This window comes from Vibrio sp. M250220 (genome assembly GCF_036533795.1).
Lineage (GTDB): Bacteria > Pseudomonadota > Gammaproteobacteria > Enterobacterales > Vibrionaceae > Vibrio.
On record NZ_JATABI010000012.1, the window covers coordinates 75,038 to 95,278 of the forward strand.

Annotated in this window: 19 protein-coding genes; 10 read left to right on the forward strand and 9 right to left on the reverse strand. The window is 42.9% G+C overall.

Translation table 11 applies throughout. The features are described from left to right. The first annotated feature begins 8 nt into the window (after positions 1-8). The 8 genes from QTN94_RS06770 (at position 9) to QTN94_RS06805 (ending at position 9,814) form a co-directional block, all read left to right on the forward strand. Positions 9-314: a hypothetical protein gene (locus tag QTN94_RS06770; protein ID WP_225460641.1), complete on the forward strand. Its 306-nt coding sequence runs from the start codon at positions 9-11 to the stop codon at positions 312-314. Between the two features lie 19 nt (positions 315-333). Next, positions 334-825 carry a hypothetical protein gene (locus QTN94_RS06775; RefSeq protein WP_225460642.1) on the forward strand — a complete coding sequence of 164 codons (492 nt, stop codon included), beginning with the start codon at positions 334-336 and terminating at the stop codon, positions 823-825. 22 nt (positions 826-847) lie between these two features. Continuing rightward, positions 848-1,147, forward strand: a complete 300-nt coding sequence (locus tag QTN94_RS06780; protein WP_130243312.1) for a hypothetical protein — start codon at positions 848-850, stop codon at positions 1,145-1,147. Between the two features lie 487 nt (positions 1,148-1,634). Further along, on the forward strand, positions 1,635-3,194 hold the full coding sequence (locus QTN94_RS06785) for a type I restriction-modification system subunit M (RefSeq protein WP_331427259.1): 1,560 nt from the start codon (positions 1,635-1,637) through the stop codon (positions 3,192-3,194). Further along, positions 3,191-4,327, forward strand: coding sequence for a restriction endonuclease subunit S (locus tag QTN94_RS06790; protein WP_130243314.1), 1,137 nt, complete (start codon positions 3,191-3,193; stop codon positions 4,325-4,327). The genes QTN94_RS06785 and QTN94_RS06790 overlap by 4 nt, the downstream gene beginning before the upstream one ends. Before the next feature lies 1 nt (position 4,328). Then, the gene (locus tag QTN94_RS06795) at positions 4,329-5,492 is read left to right on the forward strand and encodes an AAA family ATPase (protein ID WP_130243315.1); all 1,164 of its coding nucleotides are present in this window, start codon (positions 4,329-4,331) and stop codon (positions 5,490-5,492) included. After that, a complete protein-coding gene (locus tag QTN94_RS06800) occupies positions 5,485-8,583 on the forward strand; it encodes an HsdR family type I site-specific deoxyribonuclease (protein WP_331427260.1) in 3,099 nt (1,032 codons plus the stop codon). The genes QTN94_RS06795 and QTN94_RS06800 overlap by 8 nt, the downstream gene beginning before the upstream one ends. A 427-nt stretch (positions 8,584-9,010) precedes the next feature. Further along, the gene (locus QTN94_RS06805) at positions 9,011-9,814 is read left to right on the forward strand and encodes a glycosyl hydrolase 2 galactose-binding domain-containing protein (protein ID WP_138973814.1); all 804 of its coding nucleotides are present in this window, start codon (positions 9,011-9,013) and stop codon (positions 9,812-9,814) included. Here QTN94_RS06805 and QTN94_RS06810 read toward each other — a convergent pair. The 5 genes from QTN94_RS06810 to argR form a co-directional block, all read right to left on the reverse strand. Then, positions 9,811-10,203 carry a DUF2061 domain-containing protein gene (locus QTN94_RS06810; protein ID WP_331417539.1) on the reverse strand — a complete coding sequence of 131 codons (393 nt, stop codon included), beginning with the start codon at positions 10,201-10,203 and terminating at the stop codon, positions 9,811-9,813. The genes QTN94_RS06805 and QTN94_RS06810 overlap by 4 nt on opposite strands. A gap of 148 nt (positions 10,204-10,351) precedes the next feature. Further along, a complete protein-coding gene (locus QTN94_RS06815; protein WP_331417538.1) occupies positions 10,352-10,789 on the reverse strand; it encodes a universal stress protein in 438 nt (145 codons plus the stop codon). 18 nt (positions 10,790-10,807) lie between these two features. Next, positions 10,808-13,387 (reverse strand): TRAP transporter permease, encoded by a 2,580-nt coding sequence (locus QTN94_RS06820; RefSeq protein ID WP_331427261.1) that lies wholly within the window; start codon positions 13,385-13,387, stop codon positions 10,808-10,810. A gap of 226 nt (positions 13,388-13,613) precedes the next feature. Further along, on the reverse strand, positions 13,614-14,582 hold the full coding sequence (locus QTN94_RS06825) for a TAXI family TRAP transporter solute-binding subunit (RefSeq protein ID WP_269377971.1): 969 nt from the start codon (positions 14,580-14,582) through the stop codon (positions 13,614-13,616). Positions 14,583-14,914: 332 nt separating this feature from the next. Next, positions 14,915-15,385, reverse strand: coding sequence for a transcriptional regulator ArgR (argR, locus tag QTN94_RS06830; RefSeq protein WP_269377972.1), 471 nt, complete (start codon positions 15,383-15,385; stop codon positions 14,915-14,917). Positions 15,386-15,719: 334 nt separating this feature from the next. Here argR and mdh point away from each other — a divergent pair, with 334 nt between their 5' ends. Together mdh and QTN94_RS06840 are read left to right on the forward strand one after the other, a co-directional pair. Beyond that, on the forward strand, positions 15,720-16,655 hold the full coding sequence (mdh, locus tag QTN94_RS06835) for a malate dehydrogenase (protein ID WP_138973808.1): 936 nt from the start codon (positions 15,720-15,722) through the stop codon (positions 16,653-16,655). A gap of 96 nt (positions 16,656-16,751) precedes the next feature. Then, positions 16,752-16,943, forward strand: coding sequence for a hypothetical protein (locus QTN94_RS06840; protein ID WP_138971929.1), 192 nt, complete (start codon positions 16,752-16,754; stop codon positions 16,941-16,943). Between the two features lie 51 nt (positions 16,944-16,994). On the opposite strand, the gene QTN94_RS06845 is transcribed toward QTN94_RS06840, so the two are convergent. The 4 genes from QTN94_RS06845 to QTN94_RS06860 form a co-directional block, all read right to left on the reverse strand. Next, positions 16,995-17,384 (reverse strand): RidA family protein, encoded by a 390-nt coding sequence (locus tag QTN94_RS06845; RefSeq protein ID WP_269377974.1) that lies wholly within the window; start codon positions 17,382-17,384, stop codon positions 16,995-16,997. Between the two features lie 135 nt (positions 17,385-17,519). Next, the gene (gene pyrI / locus QTN94_RS06850; RefSeq protein WP_138971931.1) at positions 17,520-17,981 is read right to left on the reverse strand and encodes an aspartate carbamoyltransferase regulatory subunit; all 462 of its coding nucleotides are present in this window, start codon (positions 17,979-17,981) and stop codon (positions 17,520-17,522) included. A 16-nt stretch (positions 17,982-17,997) separates the two neighbouring features. After that, complete coding sequence (gene pyrB / locus QTN94_RS06855) at positions 17,998-18,927, reverse strand: aspartate carbamoyltransferase (protein ID WP_331417746.1); 930 nt, start codon at positions 18,925-18,927, stop codon at positions 17,998-18,000. Between the two features lie 250 nt (positions 18,928-19,177). Continuing rightward, positions 19,178-20,182: an ornithine carbamoyltransferase gene (locus QTN94_RS06860; protein ID WP_331427262.1), complete on the reverse strand. Its 1,005-nt coding sequence runs from the start codon at positions 20,180-20,182 to the stop codon at positions 19,178-19,180. Positions 20,183-20,241: the final 59 nt, after the last annotated feature.

The following is a 20,241-nucleotide window of genomic DNA, read 5'->3' on the forward strand; positions in this document are numbered from 1 at the left end:
GAGTTGATATGTTCTATATAGGTGTTAGTCATTACTATGCGACAGGTGAAGGCCTCACAATTTATGTTGCTAGCGGTAGCGAAGAATCAATACGGGCAGCCATTCCAGAGTATTTTCATCTTGGACTCACTATTTTAACCCCCTTAGAGTGGCTAAAAGCTGCTGCTGGGGACTGTGAGGATGAATATCATCAATCTGATGCGGAAGATCTTAAAACCTATTTACCGGTCTTATGGAAGCAAATTGAAGAAAGAGCTTTGGAACGAGGGTGTCATCTAGATTTTTTCATGAAGCACCACTTTAACTATGGCTGATGTAAACTAGGAAATTTCAGTGAAGATTTTGTACTTTGATACGCTTAGCCTTTTGTATTCAAATCAATACATTCACAGTAAGGGAAGTCTATATGCTGCATTTGACGAATGGCTAAAAACTAGAGCAACGACTTTATTAAAAATGGTGAGGCCCGATTCAAATGCTGTTGATGGCTTTAGAAGTGCAGCGTCAGAAGCAGGGCTACTACTTTACCCTTTGGGAACTCGCCACACTCGTACATGTTTTATTGAAAATGGTGTGTTTACTGGCGATGAATTAGCCCCTGACACAGAGTTACCCTTCAGAACGCATATGGACGACAACAATTCAGTCCGTCAGATGTTAGCCCATGCTCACAGTCTGAAAGCCCAATGGTATGTCTGTGGTGATGTCGGCTCTGAAGAGCTATTACAACATTACCCGGATCGTTACTTACGTTCAGAGTTTGGAAAGGGCGTTACTAGTGAACTGATTTCTAAAATACGCGGCTTAAAATCAGCGGATTATTAATTAACTTACTGGGGCAATGCCGATGCTTTTGAAAAAGAGACGAACTGTTGTTCAGATAGCTGCTTCTATCAGAAGCAGAAATCACTTTGATGAGTTCCCTTCTCTTGAAAGACTAAAGTTGTACGAACAGTGGAAACCAGGAACCGCTAAAAAAGTACTTGATGGCATTTGGTTATATCAAGAAAAGCGCACAAAGATTGAGCTGCAAGAAGTTGAGCAAGCGATTGCTGATACATACAAAAGACAGCTGGTATCGTTTGGGGTGAAATTAGCAGCAATTTTTGCTGTAAACGCAGCTATATACGTGATTCAAATCATATAGAGAAACGAGACTGGTTTGTATTTTTCTCTAGAGATTCAACCAAACATACTTAACCGTTTGATATTAGCAATCCCTGATTCCATTTTCTGTCTTGCTGATGAATTCGCGCTGTGAACCGGTATAACCGGTGGTTGAAAACCTTGCGTTGCAACCGCCTCTTCAATCTACAAAACCACATCATAGCCGGTACCATGAGCATCATCTCCCAGATCATGATCTAGGCTGATTTCAGTCACCGTTCCTTACTCTAGCAAAGCAATAGCTTCTTCAGAGCAGTAAAGCCGATGCTATCCTTTCGGAGTCGGTCGTTCATCATCAAGGCAAGCTTTCATGCTAAATTCTTGTTTTTATTAATGTTGACTTAAATTAATCCGAGGTTAGTACTTTTACAACAAGCTGTTAGATTCGCACTCCTTTGCTCGTTATAATGCTCGACAGATAATGAGCTCATAATGGCTCAAAACGAATTGAAACAGGAATAATAAAAATGACAAGTAGCCAGCAACGCGCCACCCTGCAACGCCAGATATGGGCGATCGCCAACGATGTTCGTGGTTCTGTAGATGGTTGGGATTTTAAACAGTATGTACTAGGCACTTTGTTCTATCGCTTTATCAGTGAGAACTTTGTTCACTTTATTACCGGTGGTGATGAAAGCGTCGACTACGCAGCTATGTCGGATGATGACGAAAATATCGAGTTTGCCAGAGATGATGCGATTAAGACCAAAGGTTACTTTATCTATCCAAGTCAGTTATTTAGCAACGTAGTCGCTAATGCATCTAAAAACGAGAACCTAAATACTGACCTTGCCGCTATCTTTTCTGATATCGAAAATTCAGCCAACGGTTACGATTCAGAAAAAGACATTAAAGGCCTGTTTGCTGATTTCGATACCACGAGTAACCGTTTGGGGAACACGGTAAAAGCAAAAAATGAACGTCTAGCCAAAGTATTAAAAGGGGTTGCAGACCTTCCGTTAGGAAATTTTGACCAAAACCAGATTGACTTGTTTGGTGATGCTTACGAGTTCTTGATTTCTAACTATGCAGCGAATGCGGGTAAATCCGGAGGCGAATTCTTCACGCCTCAACACGTCTCTAAACTGATTGCCCAACTAGCTATGCATGGACAAACCAGCGTTAATAAGATTTACGACCCTGCTGCTGGTTCAGGTTCTTTGCTACTTCAAGCGAAGAAGCACTTTGATGCACATATCATTGAAGATGGCTTCTTTGGTCAGGAGCTTAACCACACCACCTATAACTTGGCTCGCATGAATATGTTTTTGCACAACATCAACTACGACAAGTTTAATATTCAGTTAGGCGATACTCTTCGCGAACCACACTTTGGCGATGATAAGCCGTTTGACGCTATTGTTTCTAACCCGCCATATTCAGTTAAATGGATTGGTAGTGATGACCCGACATTAATCAACGATGAACGCTTTGCGCCTGCAGGTGTACTTGCGCCAAAATCTAAAGCTGATTTTGCTTTTGTGCTTCATGCGCTAAGTTACCTTTCTAGCAAAGGTCGGGCTGCAATTGTTTGTTTTCCTGGTATTTTTTACCGTGGTGGAGCCGAACAAAAAATCCGAAAATATCTCATTGATAATAACTATGTTGAAACGGTTATATCTCTAGCTCCCAACCTGTTCTTTGGTACCACTATTGCGGTAAATATTTTAGTACTGTCCAAACATAAAACTGACACCACTACGCAGTTTATCGATGCAAGCGGTTTGTTTAAAAAAGAAACTAATAACAACCTGCTTACTGAGCAGCATATCGAAGACATCATGAAAGTGTTTGCCAGCAAAGATAACGTTGAGCACTTTGCCAAATCTGTTGAATTGGACGTAATAGCAGGTAATAGCTACAACCTATCAGTGAGCAGTTATGTCGAAACTAAAGATACTCGTGAGTTAGTGGACATTACTGAACTTAATGCCGAGCTTAAAACTGTAGTTGCTAAAATCGATCAGCTTCGTAGTGATATTGAGACCATTGTGGCTGAAATTGAAGGTGAGGAGGTTAAGGCATGAGCTGCATTGATGACCTAGTTGTTGAATCCTGTCCGGAAGGAGTTGTATTCAAACGTCTTGGAGATATTGCACGAATCAAAAATGGCAAAGATCATAAGTCGCTTGGTGATGGTGAATTTCCTGTTTATGGTTCAGGTGGCATCATGCGATATGCAGATACTTATGCCTACAACAAGCCATCAGTTTTAATTCCGAGAAAAGGCTCACTAGGTAATCTGTTTTTCGTCGATGTTCCGTTTTGGACTGTTGATACTATTTTCTACACGGAAATTGACGAAGCACAAGTTAATCCAAAATATCTTTACTACTTTTTAACTACGGTAGGTCTTGGTGAGATGAATCAAGCGGGTGGTGTTCCTAGTCAAACCCAATCCGTTTTAAATGAGTTGAAAATTCCCATCCCATGCCCAAGTTATCCAGAAAAGTCGCTGGCAATACAAGCTGATATTGTCAGCACTTTGGATACATTTACCGCCATGACCGCTGAGCTGACCGCTGAGCTGACCGCTGAGCTTAACATGCGGAAAAAACAATACAACTACTACCGAGACCAATTGCTGAGCTTTGATGAAGGAGTTGTCGAGCGGAAGTTGTTAAGTGAACTTGCTGAAAATTTAAACTCAAAACGTAAGCCAATAACTAGCGGGCAGAGAGAACCTGGTGATATTCCATACTACGGTGCATCTGGTATTGTTGATTATGTTAAAGACTTCATCTTTGATGGAGATTTTTTGCTTGTTTCCGAAGATGGAGCCAACCTATTGGCAAGAAACACACCGATTGCATTTAGTATTAGTGGAAAAAACTGGGTAAATAATCATGCTCATGTGCTGAAGTTTGAAACTTATGCTGAGAGAAGATATGTAGAGTACTACCTAAATAGTATCGATCTAACTCCTTACATTTCAGGAGCCGCACAGCCAAAGCTGAACAAAAAGAATTTAAATAGTATTAGTATCCCCAACCCTTCTCTTGAAGAAAAAAAACGCATTGTATCCGTGTTAGATAAGTTCCATACACTCACCACTTCAATCTCTGATGGTTTGCCGAGAGAAATAGAGCTACGCCAAAAGCAATATGAGTATTATCGGGATCTACTGTTGAGTTTTCCTAAGCAGGAGGTAGCCGAGTAGTATGGGACAATCGCTAATAGAAATTGCAGAAGAACTCAAAAATTCTCCTAAGAAAGTGCAGTTAATCTATGCCTTCAATGGCTCGGGGAAAACTCGGCTTTCAAGAGCATTCAAGGAAATGCTAGCAGCTGAAATGAATGAAGAGGATGTTGCAGAGCCTTTCGGGCTGTCGAACAAAAATATTCTCTATTATAACGCCTTCACCGAAGACCTTTTTTATTGGGATAACGACTTAGAAGCGGATGAGTCTAGAAAACTAAAAATACACCCAAATGCGTTTACCAAATGGGTTTTTGAAGACCAGGGGCAGGACCGGAACATCGTGACCCATTTTCAACGTCTGACAAATAGTAAATTGACCCCGGAGTTTAATGCTGACTTTTCAGAAGTCTCTTTTTCAATGGTAGCTGGGGACGACGATCATTTGGGGAATCTAAAAATTTCAAAGGGTGAAGAAAGTAACCTGATTTGGAGTGTGTTCTATAGCTTACTTGAACAGGTAATAGAAGTACTCAACGTTCCCGAAATTGATGATAGAGAAACCAATGCCTTTGATAAGCTCAACTATGTATTCATTGATGATCCAGTAAGTTCCTTAGACGATAACCATCTTATTCAATTGGCGGTCGATCTAGCGGCATTAATTAAGTCCAGCGATTTTACCGGTGGCCGAGGGCTTCAGTTTATTATCACGACCCATAGCCCACTTTTCTACAACGTTCTTCATAACGAGTTGGGACTCAAGAAAGGCAACAAAAAAGACGGTTGTTACCTATTGGAGCGCTTTGAGGATGGTACATTTAACTTGAATGTTAAGTATGGTGATTCCAACAAGAGTTTTTCATATCACTTGCATTTAAAACAGCTCCTCGAACAAGCTATAGAGCACAATCAAATAGAGCGTTATCACTTTATGCTGCTGCGTAATTTATACGAAAAAACAGCAGGATTCTTGGGGTACCCTGAATGGGGAGAGCTGCTAAACACTGTCCCTGGTAATAAACAGGCCTATTTAAACCGAATTATTCAATTTACTAGCCATAGTTCTCTGTCCAGTGAAGTTATTTCAGAACCAAATGAACAAGAAAAACAAACAGTGAAGCTTCTGTTGGACAATTTAATGGAGAACTACAGCTATTGGCAGCAGGGAGAGCAAAATGACTGACTTTAAAACGATTGCAGAATCCAATAACTTTATCGTCTTAGATAAATACACCAAACAATTGCAGCCTAGTGATAGTTATCAAAGTGAAAGTGATTTAGAACGAGAACTGATTCAGGATTTGCAGAATCAAGGCTATGAGTTTTTGCCTGAGTTAACAACCCCAGACTCAATGATGGCAAATGTGCGGACTCAACTTCAAGATCTCAATAAAGTTGAGTTTACCGACGCTGAGTGGGGACGTTTTCAGGAACAGTACCTAAATACGCCAAGTGACAACATCATCGAGAAAACTCGTAAAGTACACAGCGATTATATTTACGATTTTGTATTTGATGATGGTCATATTGAGAATATTTACCTGTTTGATAAGACAACCATCGCACGCAATAAAGTTCAGGTAATTAAACAGTTTGAACAGACCGGCAGCCATGCTAACCGCTATGATGTGACTATCTTAGTCAATGGCTTACCATTGGTTCAAATTGAGCTGAAAAAGCGCGGAGTGGCGATTCGTGAAGCCTTTAACCAGGTTCATCGATACAGCAAAGAAAGCTTCAACGCTGAAAACTCATTATATAAGTTTTTGCAGTTGTTTGTGATTTCAAATGGTACTGATACCCGGTACTTCGCTAATACCACCAAGCGCAACAAAAATAGCTATGACTTCACTATGAACTGGGCGAAGTCAGACAACAACCTCATCAAAGATTTAAAAGACTTTACAGCAACCTTCTTCCAAAAAGAAACCTTGCTGGAAGTAATCCTGCGTTACTCTGTGTTTGATGTCAGCAATACTCTGCTAGTGATGCGTCCCTATCAAATAGCGGCGACTGAGCGCATTTTATGGAAGATTAAAAGCGCCTATAACAGCAAAAGCTGGAGTAATACGGAAAGCGGTGGTTATATCTGGCATACCACCGGTTCGGGTAAAACGCTCACCAGTTTCAAAGCGGCACGATTAGCAACGAAATTAGATTTTGTAGATAAAGTATTCTTTGTTGTTGACCGTAAAGATCTCGACTACCAGACCATGAAGGAATATCAGCGCTTTTCACCGGATAGCGTGAATGGTTCAGAGAGTACTGCAGGGCTTAAACGCAATCTGGATAAAGACGATAACAAAATCATTGTTACCACCATTCAAAAGCTCAACAATTTAATCAAGAGTGAAAGCGATTTGCCTGTCTACAAGCAGCAAGTCGTGTTTATTTTTGATGAGTGTCACCGCAGCCAGTTTGGTGAAGCGCAAAAGAACATTAAGAGGAAATTTAAAAAGTATTACCAATTTGGTTTTACTGGTACGCCTATTTTTCCTGACAATGCGCTTGGAGCAGAAACAACAGGCAGTGTCTTTGGTCAACAGCTTCACACCTACGTCATTACAGATGCGATTCGTGATGAAAAAGTCCTTAAGTTTAAAGTGGACTACAATGATGTTCGTCCTCATTTCAAGAGTATTGAAACAGAGCAAGATGACAAAAAGCTAAGCGCTGCTGAAAACAAACAAGCCTTCTTACACCCCATGCGTATTCGGGAGATCTCGCAATACATCTTAAATAACTTTAATCAGAAAACTCATCGGGCTTATAAGGGCGCAAAAGGCTTTAATGCCATGTTTGCAGTAAGTAGTGTGGATGCAGCAAAAGCCTACTACGAGACCTTTTTACAACTGCAGAAAGACGCAGATAAGCCACTGAAAGTAGCAACTATCTTTTCTTTTGCTGCAAATGAAGAGCAAGATGCCATTGGTGATATCGCAGATGAAAGTTTTGAAGTAACCGCAATGAATAGCAGTGCCAAAGAATTTCTAAGCGCTGCAATTGATGATTACAACAGGATGTTTAAGACCAACTTTGGTGTAGACAGCAATGGTTTTCAAAACTACTACCGCGATCTTGCTCAGCGAGTGAAAAAGCAAGAAATCGATGTACTGATTGTTGTTGGGATGTTCTTAACAGGGTTTGATGCGCCAACGCTGAACACTTTATTCGTTGATAAGAACTTACGTTATCACGGTTTGATGCAAGCATTCTCCCGGACTAACCGTATTTATGATGCGACTAAGACCTTTGGCAACATTGTGACTTTCCGAGACCTAGAACAAGCGACCGTTGATGCTATTACCTTGTTTGGGGATAAAAACACGAAGAACGTTGTACTCGAAAAAAGCTACAAAGAGTACATGGAAGGCTTTACCGATATCGTAACAGGTCAGGCTCGCCGTGGTTTTGTTGAGATTGTCAGGGAGTTGCAGGAGCGTTTTCCTAACCCTGAAGACATCGTAAAAGAACAAGATAAAAAAGACTTTGCTAAGTTGTTTGGCGAATACCTTAAAGCGGAAAATATCCTACAGAACTATGATGAATTCGCTGGTCTTAAAGCGCTGCAAAACCTAGATACCAGTGATGAGCAGGCTGTTGAAGCGTTCAAAGAAAAATATTATCTGAACGATGAAGACATTGCGGTAATGCAAACGATAGAAATGCTAAACGAACGTGTGGTTCAGGATTATCGTTCTACTTATAACGATACCCGTGATTGGTTACGTCGTGAGAAAGAAGGCCAGGAAAAAGATAAACCGACCATGGACTGGGATGATGTCGTTTTTGAGGTCGATTTACTTAAATCGCAAGAAATTAATCTGGATTACATTCTTGAGCTGATCTTTGAACACAATAAGAAGAACAAGAGCAAAGAAGGGTTAATCGATGAAGTGCGCCGTCTTATCCGTGGTAGCCTTGGTAACCGAGCTAAAGAGAGCTTAGTTGTTGATTTTATTAATCAAACCAACCTAGACGAAATTAGCGATAAAGCCAGCATCATTGACGCGTTTTTCAAGTTTGCACAAGCAGAACAAAAACGCGAAGCAGCTGCGATCATTGATTCTGAAAAATTGAATGAAGAGGCCGCTAAACGATATATCACTTCATCGTTGAAGCGTGAGTATGCATCTGAGAATGGCACCGCGCTGACAGAAGCATTGCCGAAGTTAAGCCCACTCAACCCTAAATATCGAACGCTCAAGCAGACTGTGTTCCGTAAGATAGCTGCTTTTGTTGAGAAGTTTAAAGGTGTGGGTGGTCAGATTTAAGCCCTAAATATCGAAAAGGATAGAGCTTCTTATTATCATTGAGTGAGGTGAAAGTGAAGTCCAAACAGCAGCTATCATATTGGTATGCTGCCATACCAAAAGGTGAGAATTTTTTAGTTTGTAAATTCACACCTTTTTCTATCTTTTCGCATGATTATTGCAATAATGTGCGAATAGTGAGATAAGCCTTTTAGATTATACCTTCTCACACCAATCTCATTAATAAAAGTGTAAGGGTGTCTGACGGTGAAGACGCACTTTACCCTGATGAAGATGACGACGACGAAGAGTAATCTCTGACATCGCACCGAATTTAAATACCAGCCACTAGGCTGGTATTTTTGTTTTGTCTCAAAGGCTGAGTATCTTTTGCCTGTTGATTCGCATTATAATCAGGCAACTTTGATCTAGGACAATATTTGCACCGATGAAACTCTCCCTTGCAGGCCTTTGGCAAGTTTCCCCACTGACTGATTTATCTATTCCACAAGATGACATCACGTTTCCAGCCCCTTTAAGTCAGGTTTTACCTAACACCTTATCGGAAGAAGACATTGCGGAGCAGGAATGGCACTTGATGCACGATATTGAAGTCGATGAAACAATGCTGAACTTCCCATCGGTAGACTTGATCATAGCAGGTGTTGATTATCACGCTGAAGTGCGCCTCAATGGTGTTGCAGTCTTCGATTGTGATAAATCTCAGCCAGTCTACAAAAAAGATATTCGTCCTTATCTGCAAATGGGTCGTAACCGTTTTGAAATTCTGTTTCTTCAAGACGAAGATGATTGGTTACTCGATGAAGAAGGCAGCAATGATCTTTGCCATTTAGGGGTCATTGACACACACAAATTTGATGAACGCATTGGCATCTGGAAGGAACCGTATTTGCAGTTCATTCGCAATGTCCGTTTGGAACATGTGACCACTGAACAGATTTGGCATCACGGAGGAGGTTGTGAGTTTTTGGTTGATCTGCACTACAAAACCTATTTGCCTGGCTTAGTATCCGCATCGGTGAAGTTTAACGGCATGACGTATAACCTGCCCATTGACGTGCGTGATAACCATGCGAGCGCACTGTTTCAAATTGAAGCCCCTATTTATGCCGATAGCGTTGCTCCAAAACTTGAGGATCTTTATTTGCTCGAGGTGACGCTAGACGGCCAAACCCAACGCTTTCACGTTGGGCTGAGTAAAGAGATGTGTGTATCCCACTATCCGCTTTAGGCGTGACTGCAATGCCAGTTAAGGGTAGCGTCCTGTTTGCGCTGCCACACCTTCTCATGGAAGTAGTAAGCGAAGGTATTAATGGTTGGCTCTATTGAGGCCATGATACCTCCAACAAATGCATCCCCAGTCATTACATACACCACACCAAATGCGACACTAAAATGCACAATTGCAAAACTGGTTGTCTTGATTTTTGCTGAGCGCGCAAAAGATTTCAGTAACTGGCTTTTTGTCCAGATCTGCTCGTGAAAATAGAAAGCGACAGTGTTTACTGAAGGCTCGATCATCGCGATCAGGCTACCGATGATCAGATCACCTGTCAGCAGGTATGCCACTGTAAATGCAATCGTAAAGTGAAGAGATGCGAATGTTAGTGTCTTTTTCATCTTGATAGCTCGATGTTGTTGTCGATGGAGCTATTATTGATAACTATTCGCATTAATCAAATTGGCTTGTTTCGATATATTTAATAGGAAAAACCTATTAAAAAAGGGTGCCAACACGGCACCCTTTTGAAACACATAGCCAAGGTTGTTAGCCTTGTGGTTTTACTACCAATACATTGATCGGGGAGTTTTGAACCACTTTACTTGCGACAGAGCCAAGTACGACTTTGTCGATCTTCGAGCGTTTGTGGCTTGGCATGACGATAAGATCGGCACCAAGTTTCTCTGCGAAATCAAGAATGGTTGAGTAAGGCTTACCTTCCGCAACATGGACTTTGTAGACGATATCTTCAGAGACGTGCTCTACCGCGAACTTTTTGAGCTGATTTTCAACATCGGCTTTCATCTTCATGGCTGCATCTTTAGGGAAGTAGCTAGCCACCATTGACATGTGAATACCAGGCAATACATTCAAAAGGTGAACCACCGCATTTGAGTGTTTTGCGTGCCAAATAGCAAGCTCGACAGCTTTATCGGAAAAGCCTTTGTCGTTCAGATCGACAGGAACAAGAATTTGCTTATACATTATTGATTCTCTTCATTGTTACGCGCTCAGCTGTTCCTTTCGAGCTCGTCGTTTTTGGTTTAATGCAAGACCAATTAAGAGGATCAGTGCAGGTACAAACACCCACTCTTTCATTGGTCGATCAGCGGCCACGACAACCGAAGTTATCTCCCAGTCGAAATCGATCCCAGCCGCTTCGGCAGGGCTACCAAACTCAACCATATCAACAACCATGCGGCTGTCGGTGTTGTTGAGCATCAAGCCCATCGAACTGATTCTCTCATCGGCGGTGGTGGCATTATCTTCAAATGGAAGACGTACCGTTTTCGAAATGAAATCACCCTCAAGGTTTTCACCCGATACGATCAGTTCAATACTTTCGCCAACATTCAACTGCTCGGTAATTTGAGAAATTTCAGTACCTGGGTAAAGTTCTTTAGCTGGGTAAATCTGATCCCACCAATAACCCGGACGGAAGAAAGTAAAGGTTAGGAAAAGCAGCAGCACAGTCTCCCACCATTTGTTCTTGGTAAACCACCAGCCTTGTGTTGCCGCTGAGAATATCAGCATTGCTATCACAGACGATATGATCGTAAGCAATAAATGCCACCAACTATCAATTCCCATCAATAGTAGCTGGGTATTGAAGATGAACATAAATGGCAAGATTGCTGTACGAATATCGTAGGTGAAACCTTGGATACCGGTTCGAATCGGGTCTGACTTTGCTATTGCAGCAGCAGCGAAAGCCGCTAAGCCCACTGGTGGAGTATCATCTGCCAGAATACCGAAGTAGAACACAAATAGATGGACAGCAATCAGTGGAATGATGAAGCCACTTTGAGCGCCTAACGTCACGATCACGGGAGCCATCAGAGTTGAAACAACAATGTAGTTTGCTGTTGTTGGTAGACCCATACCTAAGATCAAGCTGATCACTGCGGTGAACACCAGCATCATGATGATATTGCCGCCAGAGATAAACTCGACAAAGTCAGTCATTACCAGGCCGATACCAGTCAGTGTTACGACGCCAACAACGGTACCCGCTGCCGCTGTCGCGACACCGATACCGATCATGTTACGTGCACCTGAGACCAGGCTTTCGGCAAGATCAACAAAACCGACTTTAGTCTGCTCAGCCACGTCGCCCTCTTTCGATAATACGGCGATTAGCGGACGTTGAGTGATCAAGATAAAGATCATAAATACCGTCGCCCAAAACGCCGATAGACCCGGAGAGAAACGTTCAACAGTTAAACACCAAACTAATACAACGATAGGAAGTAGATAGTGCAAACCCGATTTGATGGTAGGCCCTGGATCTGGAACTTCCGTTAGTTCAGCATCAATCTCGATCGACCCTTCTTTCGCATAGCTTGCAGATATCTTCACTAAAGCCACATAAGCAATCAGAAGTGCAACAGTGACAATTGGTGTTGCGGCATCACCAAATACATCTTTAGTCCAGCCAACACCGTAATAGACAGCCCCACTGATCACGCAAAGACCTAAGATGGTGCCAGTAAAAGAAAGTAGGCTATTAATAAATTTAGGCGTATGACGACGAGGCAGACCAGTCATGCCCGCTTTACAAGCTTCAAGGTGAACAATGTAAATTAGAGCAATGTATGAGATCAGAGCAGGCAGAATCGCGGCCTTAATGACTTCGACATAGGAAATACCCACATACTCCACCATAAGGAAGGCTGCGGCACCCATAATCGGTGGTGTTAGCTGGCCATTCGTTGAAGCGGCAACTTCAACCGCACCCGCTTTCGTTCCTGGGAAACCGACCCGTTTCATTAACGGAATGGTGAAGGTACCTGTTGTAACGACGTTAGCAATCGACGAGCCTGAAACAAGTCCAGAGAGACCTGATGCAACGACGGCTGCTTTCGCTGGACCGCCTTTCATATGACCTAGCAGTGAGAAGGCGACTTTAATAAAGTAAGCACCGGCACCTGCTCGCTCAAGCATTGCGCCAAATAGGACAAACAGGAAAACAAACGAGGTTGAAACACCCAAGGCAACACCAAATACCCCTTCGGTTGTTAGCCATAGGTGAGACATCGCTTTATTGAGGCTAGCACCTTTATGGGCAATGACATCCGGCATATAAGGACCACCAAAGGTGTATAGCAGGAAGACTGCCGCAACGACCATTAGCGGTGGACCAAGTGCACGACGAGTCGCTTCTAGAAGTAGCAGCATACCTGAGATAGCGATAGCGATGTCAAACGTCGTAGGTGCACCAGAACGGCCCGCGAGTTCGGTATAGAAAATATAGATATAGGCAGCGGAAAAACTACCCGCTAGCGCAAGCAACCAGTCAACAACTGGAATGCGATCACGTGGTGAATTCTTCATTGCTGGGTAGGCTGTAAACGCGAGAAATACAGCGAACATTAAATGAATAGAACGTGCTTCGGTATCGTTGAGTACGCCAAAGTTAAAAATGAACGGCAGAGGGGATGCGTACCAAAGTTGGAACAGTGACCAACATAGCGGCACAAACCATAGGATGCGACCTGACAGTCCAGCAGGAGCACGCGCACCAGTATCGGATTGAGCTACCATTTCTTGCACATCTTGAGACGGAGTTGTTGTCTTCGACATGTACTTAATCCTTATTATAAATGGTCCGTATATTTATGATTATGAGAACCTTTATTTTGCATCTTTCATTGTAGTGAAAAGATGAAATATTGCTCAGTTGTATGGTTTCTTGGGTATATAACGAGGTAGAGCTTCTAGAGAATGAAACTCAAAATAGAGTCTAGTGTTTTAATGAGTACGAGTTTTAACCAAGGAGGCGAATACCTCCTTGGTTTTCAAAGAGGGCTTACTTAAGTAGGCCGATCTCTTTGTAGTACTTCTCTGCACCTGGGTGTAGAGGGATAGAAAGACCTGATTTAACCATGTCTTCTTTCTTCAAGTTTGCAAACGCAGGGTGTAGGCGTTTGAATGTATCGAAGTTCTCGAATACAGATTTAGCAACGTTGTAAGCAACTTCGTCTGACACTTTTGTCGAAGTTACCATTGTTGCCGCAACACCAAAGCTGTTTACGTCTTTGTCTGTACCACGGTACATGCCAGCAGGAACTGTGCTGTATGCGTAGTAAGGGTTGTTTGCAACGATTTCATCGATCTTCGCACCAGTTGCTGAAACGAGTTTCGCATCACATGAAGTTGTTGCTTCTTTGATAGATCCATTTGGGTGACCAACTACGTATACGAACGCGTCGATCTTGTTGTCACAAAGAGCTTGGGAACGCTCAGAACCTTTAAGTTCAGAAGCCAGTTTGAAGTCTTCGTTAGTCCAACCCATTGCTTCCATAACCACGCCCATAGTTGCGCGGTCACCAGAGCCTGGGTTACCAATGTTTACACGCTTACCTTTAAGGTCAGTAACATTTTCAATACCAGCATCGCTACGAGCGATGATGTTGAATGGTTCTGTGTGTAGAGAGAATACAGCACGTAGCTCTTTGTACGGGCCTTGCTCAGCAAACTTACTTGTACCGTTGTAGCCATGGTACTGCCAGTCAGACTGAACGATACCGAAGTCTAGTTCACCAGCACGCATAGTGTTTACGTTGTAAATAGAACCACCAGTTGATTCTACAGAACAACGGATGTTGTGTTCTTTACGGCCTTTGTTGACTAGCTTACAGATAGCACCACCAGTTGGGTAGTAAACACCCGTTACAGAGCCAGTACCAATAGTGATGAACTCTTGAGCGTTAACTGCGCCAGCGCCCATAACAGCAGCTGCAATCGCACCAACTTTAATAAGTTTGTTCAATGCCATGAATTTCCCTTCCTTTATTCATTATTAACCCTAAGCAATTGTAGTTGCTGTGGGAGTTTCCTATAAACGGAAACGGCACCTTTTCCAATCCGTATGTTGAAAAAGCGGCTGAATAATATCAAAAAATTGGCACATAATTACACGATTGTTAAAGAATATAGACAATATGCCTAGTTGTTCTAACAATGTTTAGTGAATATTTCGAGATTAAAATCTTTTAAAATCATCGAGTTATACTCCGGCCTAAACCAAAGAATGATTTATTTAAGATGTGATCTAAATCACGCTGCTAAATTGGCGGCGCGATTTATATTTTGCTGTTTTATATGAAACTAGCCTGTGTATTCAAACAGATCGCACACAGAGGCAAAGAGTTGCTCTGTAGTAATTGATAACGTTGGCGTAATGAAGATGGTATCGTCCCCAGCGACAACACCTAAAATGCCTTCTGATTTGCCCAGTGAATCGAGTAAGCGAGCAATTAACTGAGCGGCCCCCGGGCCTGTGTGAATCACAACGAGTGCATTGTTGTGGTCGATATCTAAAACCAGCTCACGCAAAGAGCTTGAAACTGTAGGCACACCAAGCTCTGCTGGAAGGCAGTAAACCATTTCCATTTTTGCATTGCGAGTACGTACAGCACCGAACTTAGTCAGCATGCGTGATACTTTTGACTGGTTGATATTCTCAAACCCTTCGTTTTTAAGAGCTTCCACAATGTCGCCTTGGGAGCCAAAACGTTCTTCTTTTAGCAGGGCTTTGAAAGCGCGAACGAGGTTATCTTGTTTTTCTGAATGGCGCATGGTTCTCTTTCTATGTTGGTGAATATAAAAAGCAAGTGAATATTCTCGCATAGCTATGCACATAGTGCCAACTTCAAGCCCAATTTCTGTCTAGCATATCACTGTAAACTTCAAGGTTATTTTCCGTAGAAATGCCTCTTAAATCTTTGTCATCAAAGGTAAAGCAGATCATAATAGCCGCAATGTGTGTAGCACGCTTTAGTCGCATTGCGCAAGGTCGCAAAGCTGACGTTAATTGATTGTAATCAGGTTGTGATTGGTTTAGCTTGAACGCAGCTGATTTTAAATCGCCCTACAAAACATATATAAGAGAATCTTCTCAAGGAGAACTACGATGAAAGTAGCTGTTATTGGTGCCGCTGGTGGCATCGGTCAAGCCCTAGCCCTTCTACTTAAAAACCGCCTTCCTGCTGGTACAGATCTCGCTCTGTATGATATTGCGCCTGTGACTCCGGGTGTTGCAGCAGATCTAAGCCACATCCCAACACCAGTATCAATCAAAGGTTATGCTGGTGAAGATCCAACGCCTGCACTCGAAGGTGCTGACGTTGTACTGATCTCTGCGGGTGTGGCACGTAAGCCTGGTATGGACCGTGCGGATCTATTTAACGTAAACGCGGGCATCGTGAAGTCTCTTGCTCAACGCATCGCAGATGTATGTCCAAAAGCAATGGTTGGTATCATTACTAACCCTGTAAATACCACTGTGCCAATTGCAGCTGAAGTTCTTAAGCAAGCTGGTGTTTACGACAAGCGTCGTCTTTTCGGTGTAACTACGCTTGACGTAATTCGTTCAGAAACGTTTGTTGCTGAGCTGAAAGACAAAGATCCAGGCCAAGTACGTGTACCCGTTATCGGTGGTCACTCAGGTGTTACGATTCTTCCTCTACTGTCTCAAGTTGAGGGTGTTGAGTTTACGGCTGAAGAAGTAGAAGCACTGACTAAACGTATTCAAAACGCAGGTACTGAAGTTGTTGAAGCTAAAGCGGGTGGCGGTAGTGCGACTCTATCTATGGGTCAAGCGGCATGTCGTTTTGGTCTAGCTCTTGTTAAAGCACTTCAAGGTGAAGAAGTTGTTGAGTACGCATACGTTGAAGGTGATGGCGAGCACGCACCATTCTTCGCACAGCCAGTGAAACTAGGCAAAGACGGTGTAGAAGAAGTACTAAGCTACGGTGAGTTGAGTGACTTCGAGAAATCTGCACTAGATGGCATGCTTGAAACACTTAACGGCGACATCCAAACGGGTGTTGACTTTGTAAACAAGTAATCCAATTTGAATAATGAGAAAGCCGACTTTCGAGTCGGCTTTTTTGATCCTTTTGTTTTTCCTGCTGTACTTACTGAGTAGCAGAGGAGAAAAAAGATGGATATTAGGGAGCTAGAAAAGGGCATGCTAGTTGAATGCCGTCAGGGAGTTGGAGTCGTGGTCGAGACGGATGAAAGTACGCATGCGGTCGTGATCGAAGATCGAAGCTCACATCAAAAGTTTGAAGTTGATGTTGAGGATTTGATTGATGAGCCTCAGCTTCATCATGGATGTGAACGTTACTATTAGCGAAAACAAAAAAGCGAGCATTAGAGCTCGCTTTTTTGGGGATGGCTTCGATTACTTACGTACAGCGATGGCTTCGATTTCGATACCAACATCTTTTGGTAGACGAGCAACTTCTACGCAAGAACGTGCTGGGTAGTGAGCAACATTGTGCTCATCAAAGAACTTACCGTAAACCTCGTTTACTGTGCCGAAGTCATTTAGATCTTTTACAAACACCGTTAGTTTTACGATGTCTGATACAGATAGGCCAGAGGCTTCAACTACTGCTTTTACGTTTTCTAGAGACTGACGAGCTTGTTCTGCGATGTCAGATGATACTTCACCCGTAGCTGGGTTTACTGGGATTTGGCCTGAAGTCAGTACCATGTTACCAAGGTCAACACCTTGCACATATGGGCCGATAGCTGCAGGAGCTGATTCCGTGTGAAGTACTTTAGTCATTGTTATATTCCATCTGTTTAGGGTTACTGGAAGAAAACTCAGTTTGCCGCGAATCTCGTGCTTCGTAAAGGTAAAAATCCCTGCTTGAGTTAAGCAGGGACAAATTCTTACCTTAAGTTAACTCTCAAATATTCATTAACGCTCAGTGACGATTTCACGAGAGAAAACTTTCTCACAGTACTTGCACTTCAATCGAATATCGTTGTTTTTCTCGAATACTTTAAAGCTACTTTCTACTGGCTCACCGTGTGTGATGCAGTTGGTGTTCGGACACTCAAATACATTATTCACTTGTTCTGGTAACTCGAGAGCCAGCTTCTTAACAACCTGATAGTCTTCAATTTGGTTGACCGTGGCATGCGGTGCATAAAGCGCTAATTTGCTTGCCTGCTCTTCAGTGATAAACACATTTTCGATCTTGAGTAGGTCTTTATGACCTAGGGCAGATGAAGGCAGGTTTAAGCCCACGGTTACGCGCTGTTGTGATTTATGCATTGAAAACAGCTTGAGCACCTTAATGCCAATTTGTGCTGGAATGTGGTCGATTACGGTGCCATTTTTAATCGCTTCAACCTGCAATTGAGTTTCTTTGTTCATGGTTTTTTCTCCTCGATTACAGTGTTTCATTTAGTACAAGTGCAAGTAGAGCCTGACGTGCATATACGCCATTTTCTGCTTGTTCGAAGTAATAAGCGTGTGGGGTTTTATCAACATCCACTGTGATTTCATCGACACGTGGAAGTGGATGAAGCACTTTAAGATTTTCACGTGCACCTTCTAGCATGGCTGCCGTAAGAATGTATGCGGATTTAATATGTGCGTATTCAGATTCGTCGAAACGCTCTTTTTGAACACGAGTCATGTAAAGAACGTCTAGGTCTGGAATGACACTTTCCATATCGGTGTGCAAACTGTATTGGATGCCAGCTTCGTCGAGTTCTTCGCAAATGTAATCTGGCATTGCAAGCGCCTCTGGAGCGATAAAGAAGAAGCGGATGTTGTTAAATTTTGCCAACGCTTGGGTAAGTGAGTGGACAGTACGACCATATTTAAGATCACCCACGAAAGCGACGTTAAGCTCATCCAGTCGATCTTGCGTTTCTGCAATAGAGAAGAGGTCCAGTACGGTTTGAGTCGGATGTTGATTTGCTCCGTCGCCACCGTTAATAACTGGTACACCATTAGAAAACTCAGCAGCTAGGCGTGCTGCACCTTCTTGAGGGTGGCGCATAACAAAGGCATCAACATACGAAGAGATAACCTGAACGGAATCCGCCAATGTTTCACCTTTCTTCGCCAGTGAAGTATTACCGCCATTATCGAAACCAATGACATCACCACCAATGCGTTGGATTGCGGTTTCGAAAGAGAGACGTGTACGGGTTGATGGTTCGAAGAAGCAGCTTGCAACCACTTTGTTTTTAATTAACTCAGGTTGCGGCTTAGCCTTCAGCTCTCCAGCCGTTTTGACAATCAATTCCAGCTCTTCACGTGAAAGCTCAGGAATTGAGATAATATGCTTGTTATAAAGCGTGTTTGTCATAATCATCTTCCCAGTCATGAATTTTAGGCACAAAAAAGCCCCCCATTAAGGGAGGCTTTAGAAATCGGTGAAAATAGAAAAAACAAGTCCCAGTAAGCGTGTTGGCTTACTCACTGTAATACGCTTGGTAGAGCACGAATTACGTGGCATGGTTTTACTATCTCCAGACAAATTGCCGAGCATTATACGCTGAAGAATGGTGAACGCAAGCGATTACATCGACGGTTTTAGTGTCGAATCTTACCTAAGATTAACTACCGAGTGTGGCAACCATCACAGCTTTAATTGTGTGCATTCGGTTTTCCGCTTCATCGAAAACGATAGAGTGTTCGGACTCAAACACATCTTCCGTCACTTCCAGTCCTTTCATACCGTATTTCTCAGCGACTTGTTTCCCTACAGTGGTTTCATCATTATGGAACGCAGGTAGACAGTGCATAAACTTCACTTGTGCATTGCCGGTTTTAGCAATCACATCCATGTTGACTTGATAGGGGGTCATCATTGCGACACGTTCATCCCAAGCTTCTGGTGCTTCACCCATGGATACCCACACGTCTGTGTACAAGTAGTCACAACCTTTTACGCCTTCTTCAACGTTTTCGGTTAAGGTGATTTTTGCGCCCGTCTGATCTGCGATCTGCTGGCAAGTGGTGACCAATTCTGCTTCTGGCCAGAACGCTTTTGGTGCGACAAGGCGGATATCCATCCCCATTTTAGCCGCGCCTACGAGTAGGGAGTTGCCCATGTTGTTGCGTGCGTCACCAAGGTAAGCAAACTTAATCTCATGCAGCTGTTTTCCACGCCCATGCTCAAGCATAGTCAAAAAGTCCGCCAGAATTTGTGTCGGGTGAAACTCATCCGTCAGGCCATTCCAAACCGGCACACCTGCGTACTGACCGAGTTCTTCAACAATGGATTGACCAAAACCACGGTATTCAATGCCATCGTACATTCGGCCAAGGACTCGTGCGGTGTCTTTCATCGACTCCTTGTGTCCGATTTGAGATCCAGATGGACCGATATAAGAAACCTGTGCTCCTTGATCAAAAGCGGCAACTTCAAAAGCACAACGTGTGCGAGTCGAGGCCTTTTCGAAGATTAGCGCAATGTTCTTACCGACCAGTTTCTTCTGTTCGGTGCCAGCATATTTGGCTTTCTTCAGATCCGCAGAGAGATCAAGCAGAAACTGAATCTCTTTCGGGGTGAAATCGAGTAGCTTTAGGAAATTTCGGTTACGTAGATTGAAGGCCATACACCAGTCCTGAATGTTGATTCGGTTTAATGGCTTTAGTTAAACATATTTAACGGCTA

What these genes read in the sequence shown, in the direction of transcription:
- QTN94_RS06770 (WP_225460641.1), top strand. Translation starts at nt 9, where the DNA reads ATGTTCTATATAGGTGTTAGTCATTACTATGCGACAGGTGAAGGCCTC.
- QTN94_RS06780 (WP_130243312.1), top strand. Translation starts at nt 848, where the DNA reads ATGCTTTTGAAAAAGAGACGAACTGTTGTTCAGATAGCTGCTTCTATC.
- QTN94_RS06785 (WP_331427259.1), top strand. Translation starts at nt 1,635, where the DNA reads ATGACAAGTAGCCAGCAACGCGCCACCCTGCAACGCCAGATATGGGCG.
- QTN94_RS06790 (WP_130243314.1), top strand. Translation starts at nt 3,191, where the DNA reads ATGAGCTGCATTGATGACCTAGTTGTTGAATCCTGTCCGGAAGGAGTT.
- QTN94_RS06795 (WP_130243315.1), top strand. Translation starts at nt 4,329, where the DNA reads ATGGGACAATCGCTAATAGAAATTGCAGAAGAACTCAAAAATTCTCCT.
- QTN94_RS06800 (WP_331427260.1), top strand. Translation starts at nt 5,485, where the DNA reads ATGACTGACTTTAAAACGATTGCAGAATCCAATAACTTTATCGTCTTA.
- QTN94_RS06805 (WP_138973814.1), top strand. Translation starts at nt 9,011, where the DNA reads ATGAAACTCTCCCTTGCAGGCCTTTGGCAAGTTTCCCCACTGACTGAT.
- QTN94_RS06810 (WP_331417539.1), bottom strand. Translation starts at nt 10,203, where the DNA reads ATGAAAAAGACACTAACATTCGCATCTCTTCACTTTACGATTGCATTT.
- QTN94_RS06815 (WP_331417538.1), bottom strand. Translation starts at nt 10,789, where the DNA reads ATGTATAAGCAAATTCTTGTTCCTGTCGATCTGAACGACAAAGGCTTT.
- QTN94_RS06820 (WP_331427261.1), bottom strand. Translation starts at nt 13,387, where the DNA reads ATGTCGAAGACAACAACTCCGTCTCAAGATGTGCAAGAAATGGTAGCT.
- QTN94_RS06825 (WP_269377971.1), bottom strand. Translation starts at nt 14,582, where the DNA reads ATGGCATTGAACAAACTTATTAAAGTTGGTGCGATTGCAGCTGCTGTT.
- argR (WP_269377972.1), bottom strand. Translation starts at nt 15,385, where the DNA reads ATGCGCCATTCAGAAAAACAAGATAACCTCGTTCGCGCTTTCAAAGCC.
- mdh (WP_138973808.1), top strand. Translation starts at nt 15,720, where the DNA reads ATGAAAGTAGCTGTTATTGGTGCCGCTGGTGGCATCGGTCAAGCCCTA.
- QTN94_RS06840 (WP_138971929.1), top strand. Translation starts at nt 16,752, where the DNA reads ATGGATATTAGGGAGCTAGAAAAGGGCATGCTAGTTGAATGCCGTCAG.
- QTN94_RS06845 (WP_269377974.1), bottom strand. Translation starts at nt 17,384, where the DNA reads ATGACTAAAGTACTTCACACGGAATCAGCTCCTGCAGCTATCGGCCCA.
- pyrI (WP_138971931.1), bottom strand. Translation starts at nt 17,981, where the DNA reads ATGAACAAAGAAACTCAATTGCAGGTTGAAGCGATTAAAAATGGCACC.
- pyrB (WP_331417746.1), bottom strand. Translation starts at nt 18,927, where the DNA reads ATGACAAACACGCTTTATAACAAGCATATTATCTCAATTCCTGAGCTT.
- QTN94_RS06860 (WP_331427262.1), bottom strand. Translation starts at nt 20,182, where the DNA reads ATGGCCTTCAATCTACGTAACCGAAATTTCCTAAAGCTACTCGATTTC.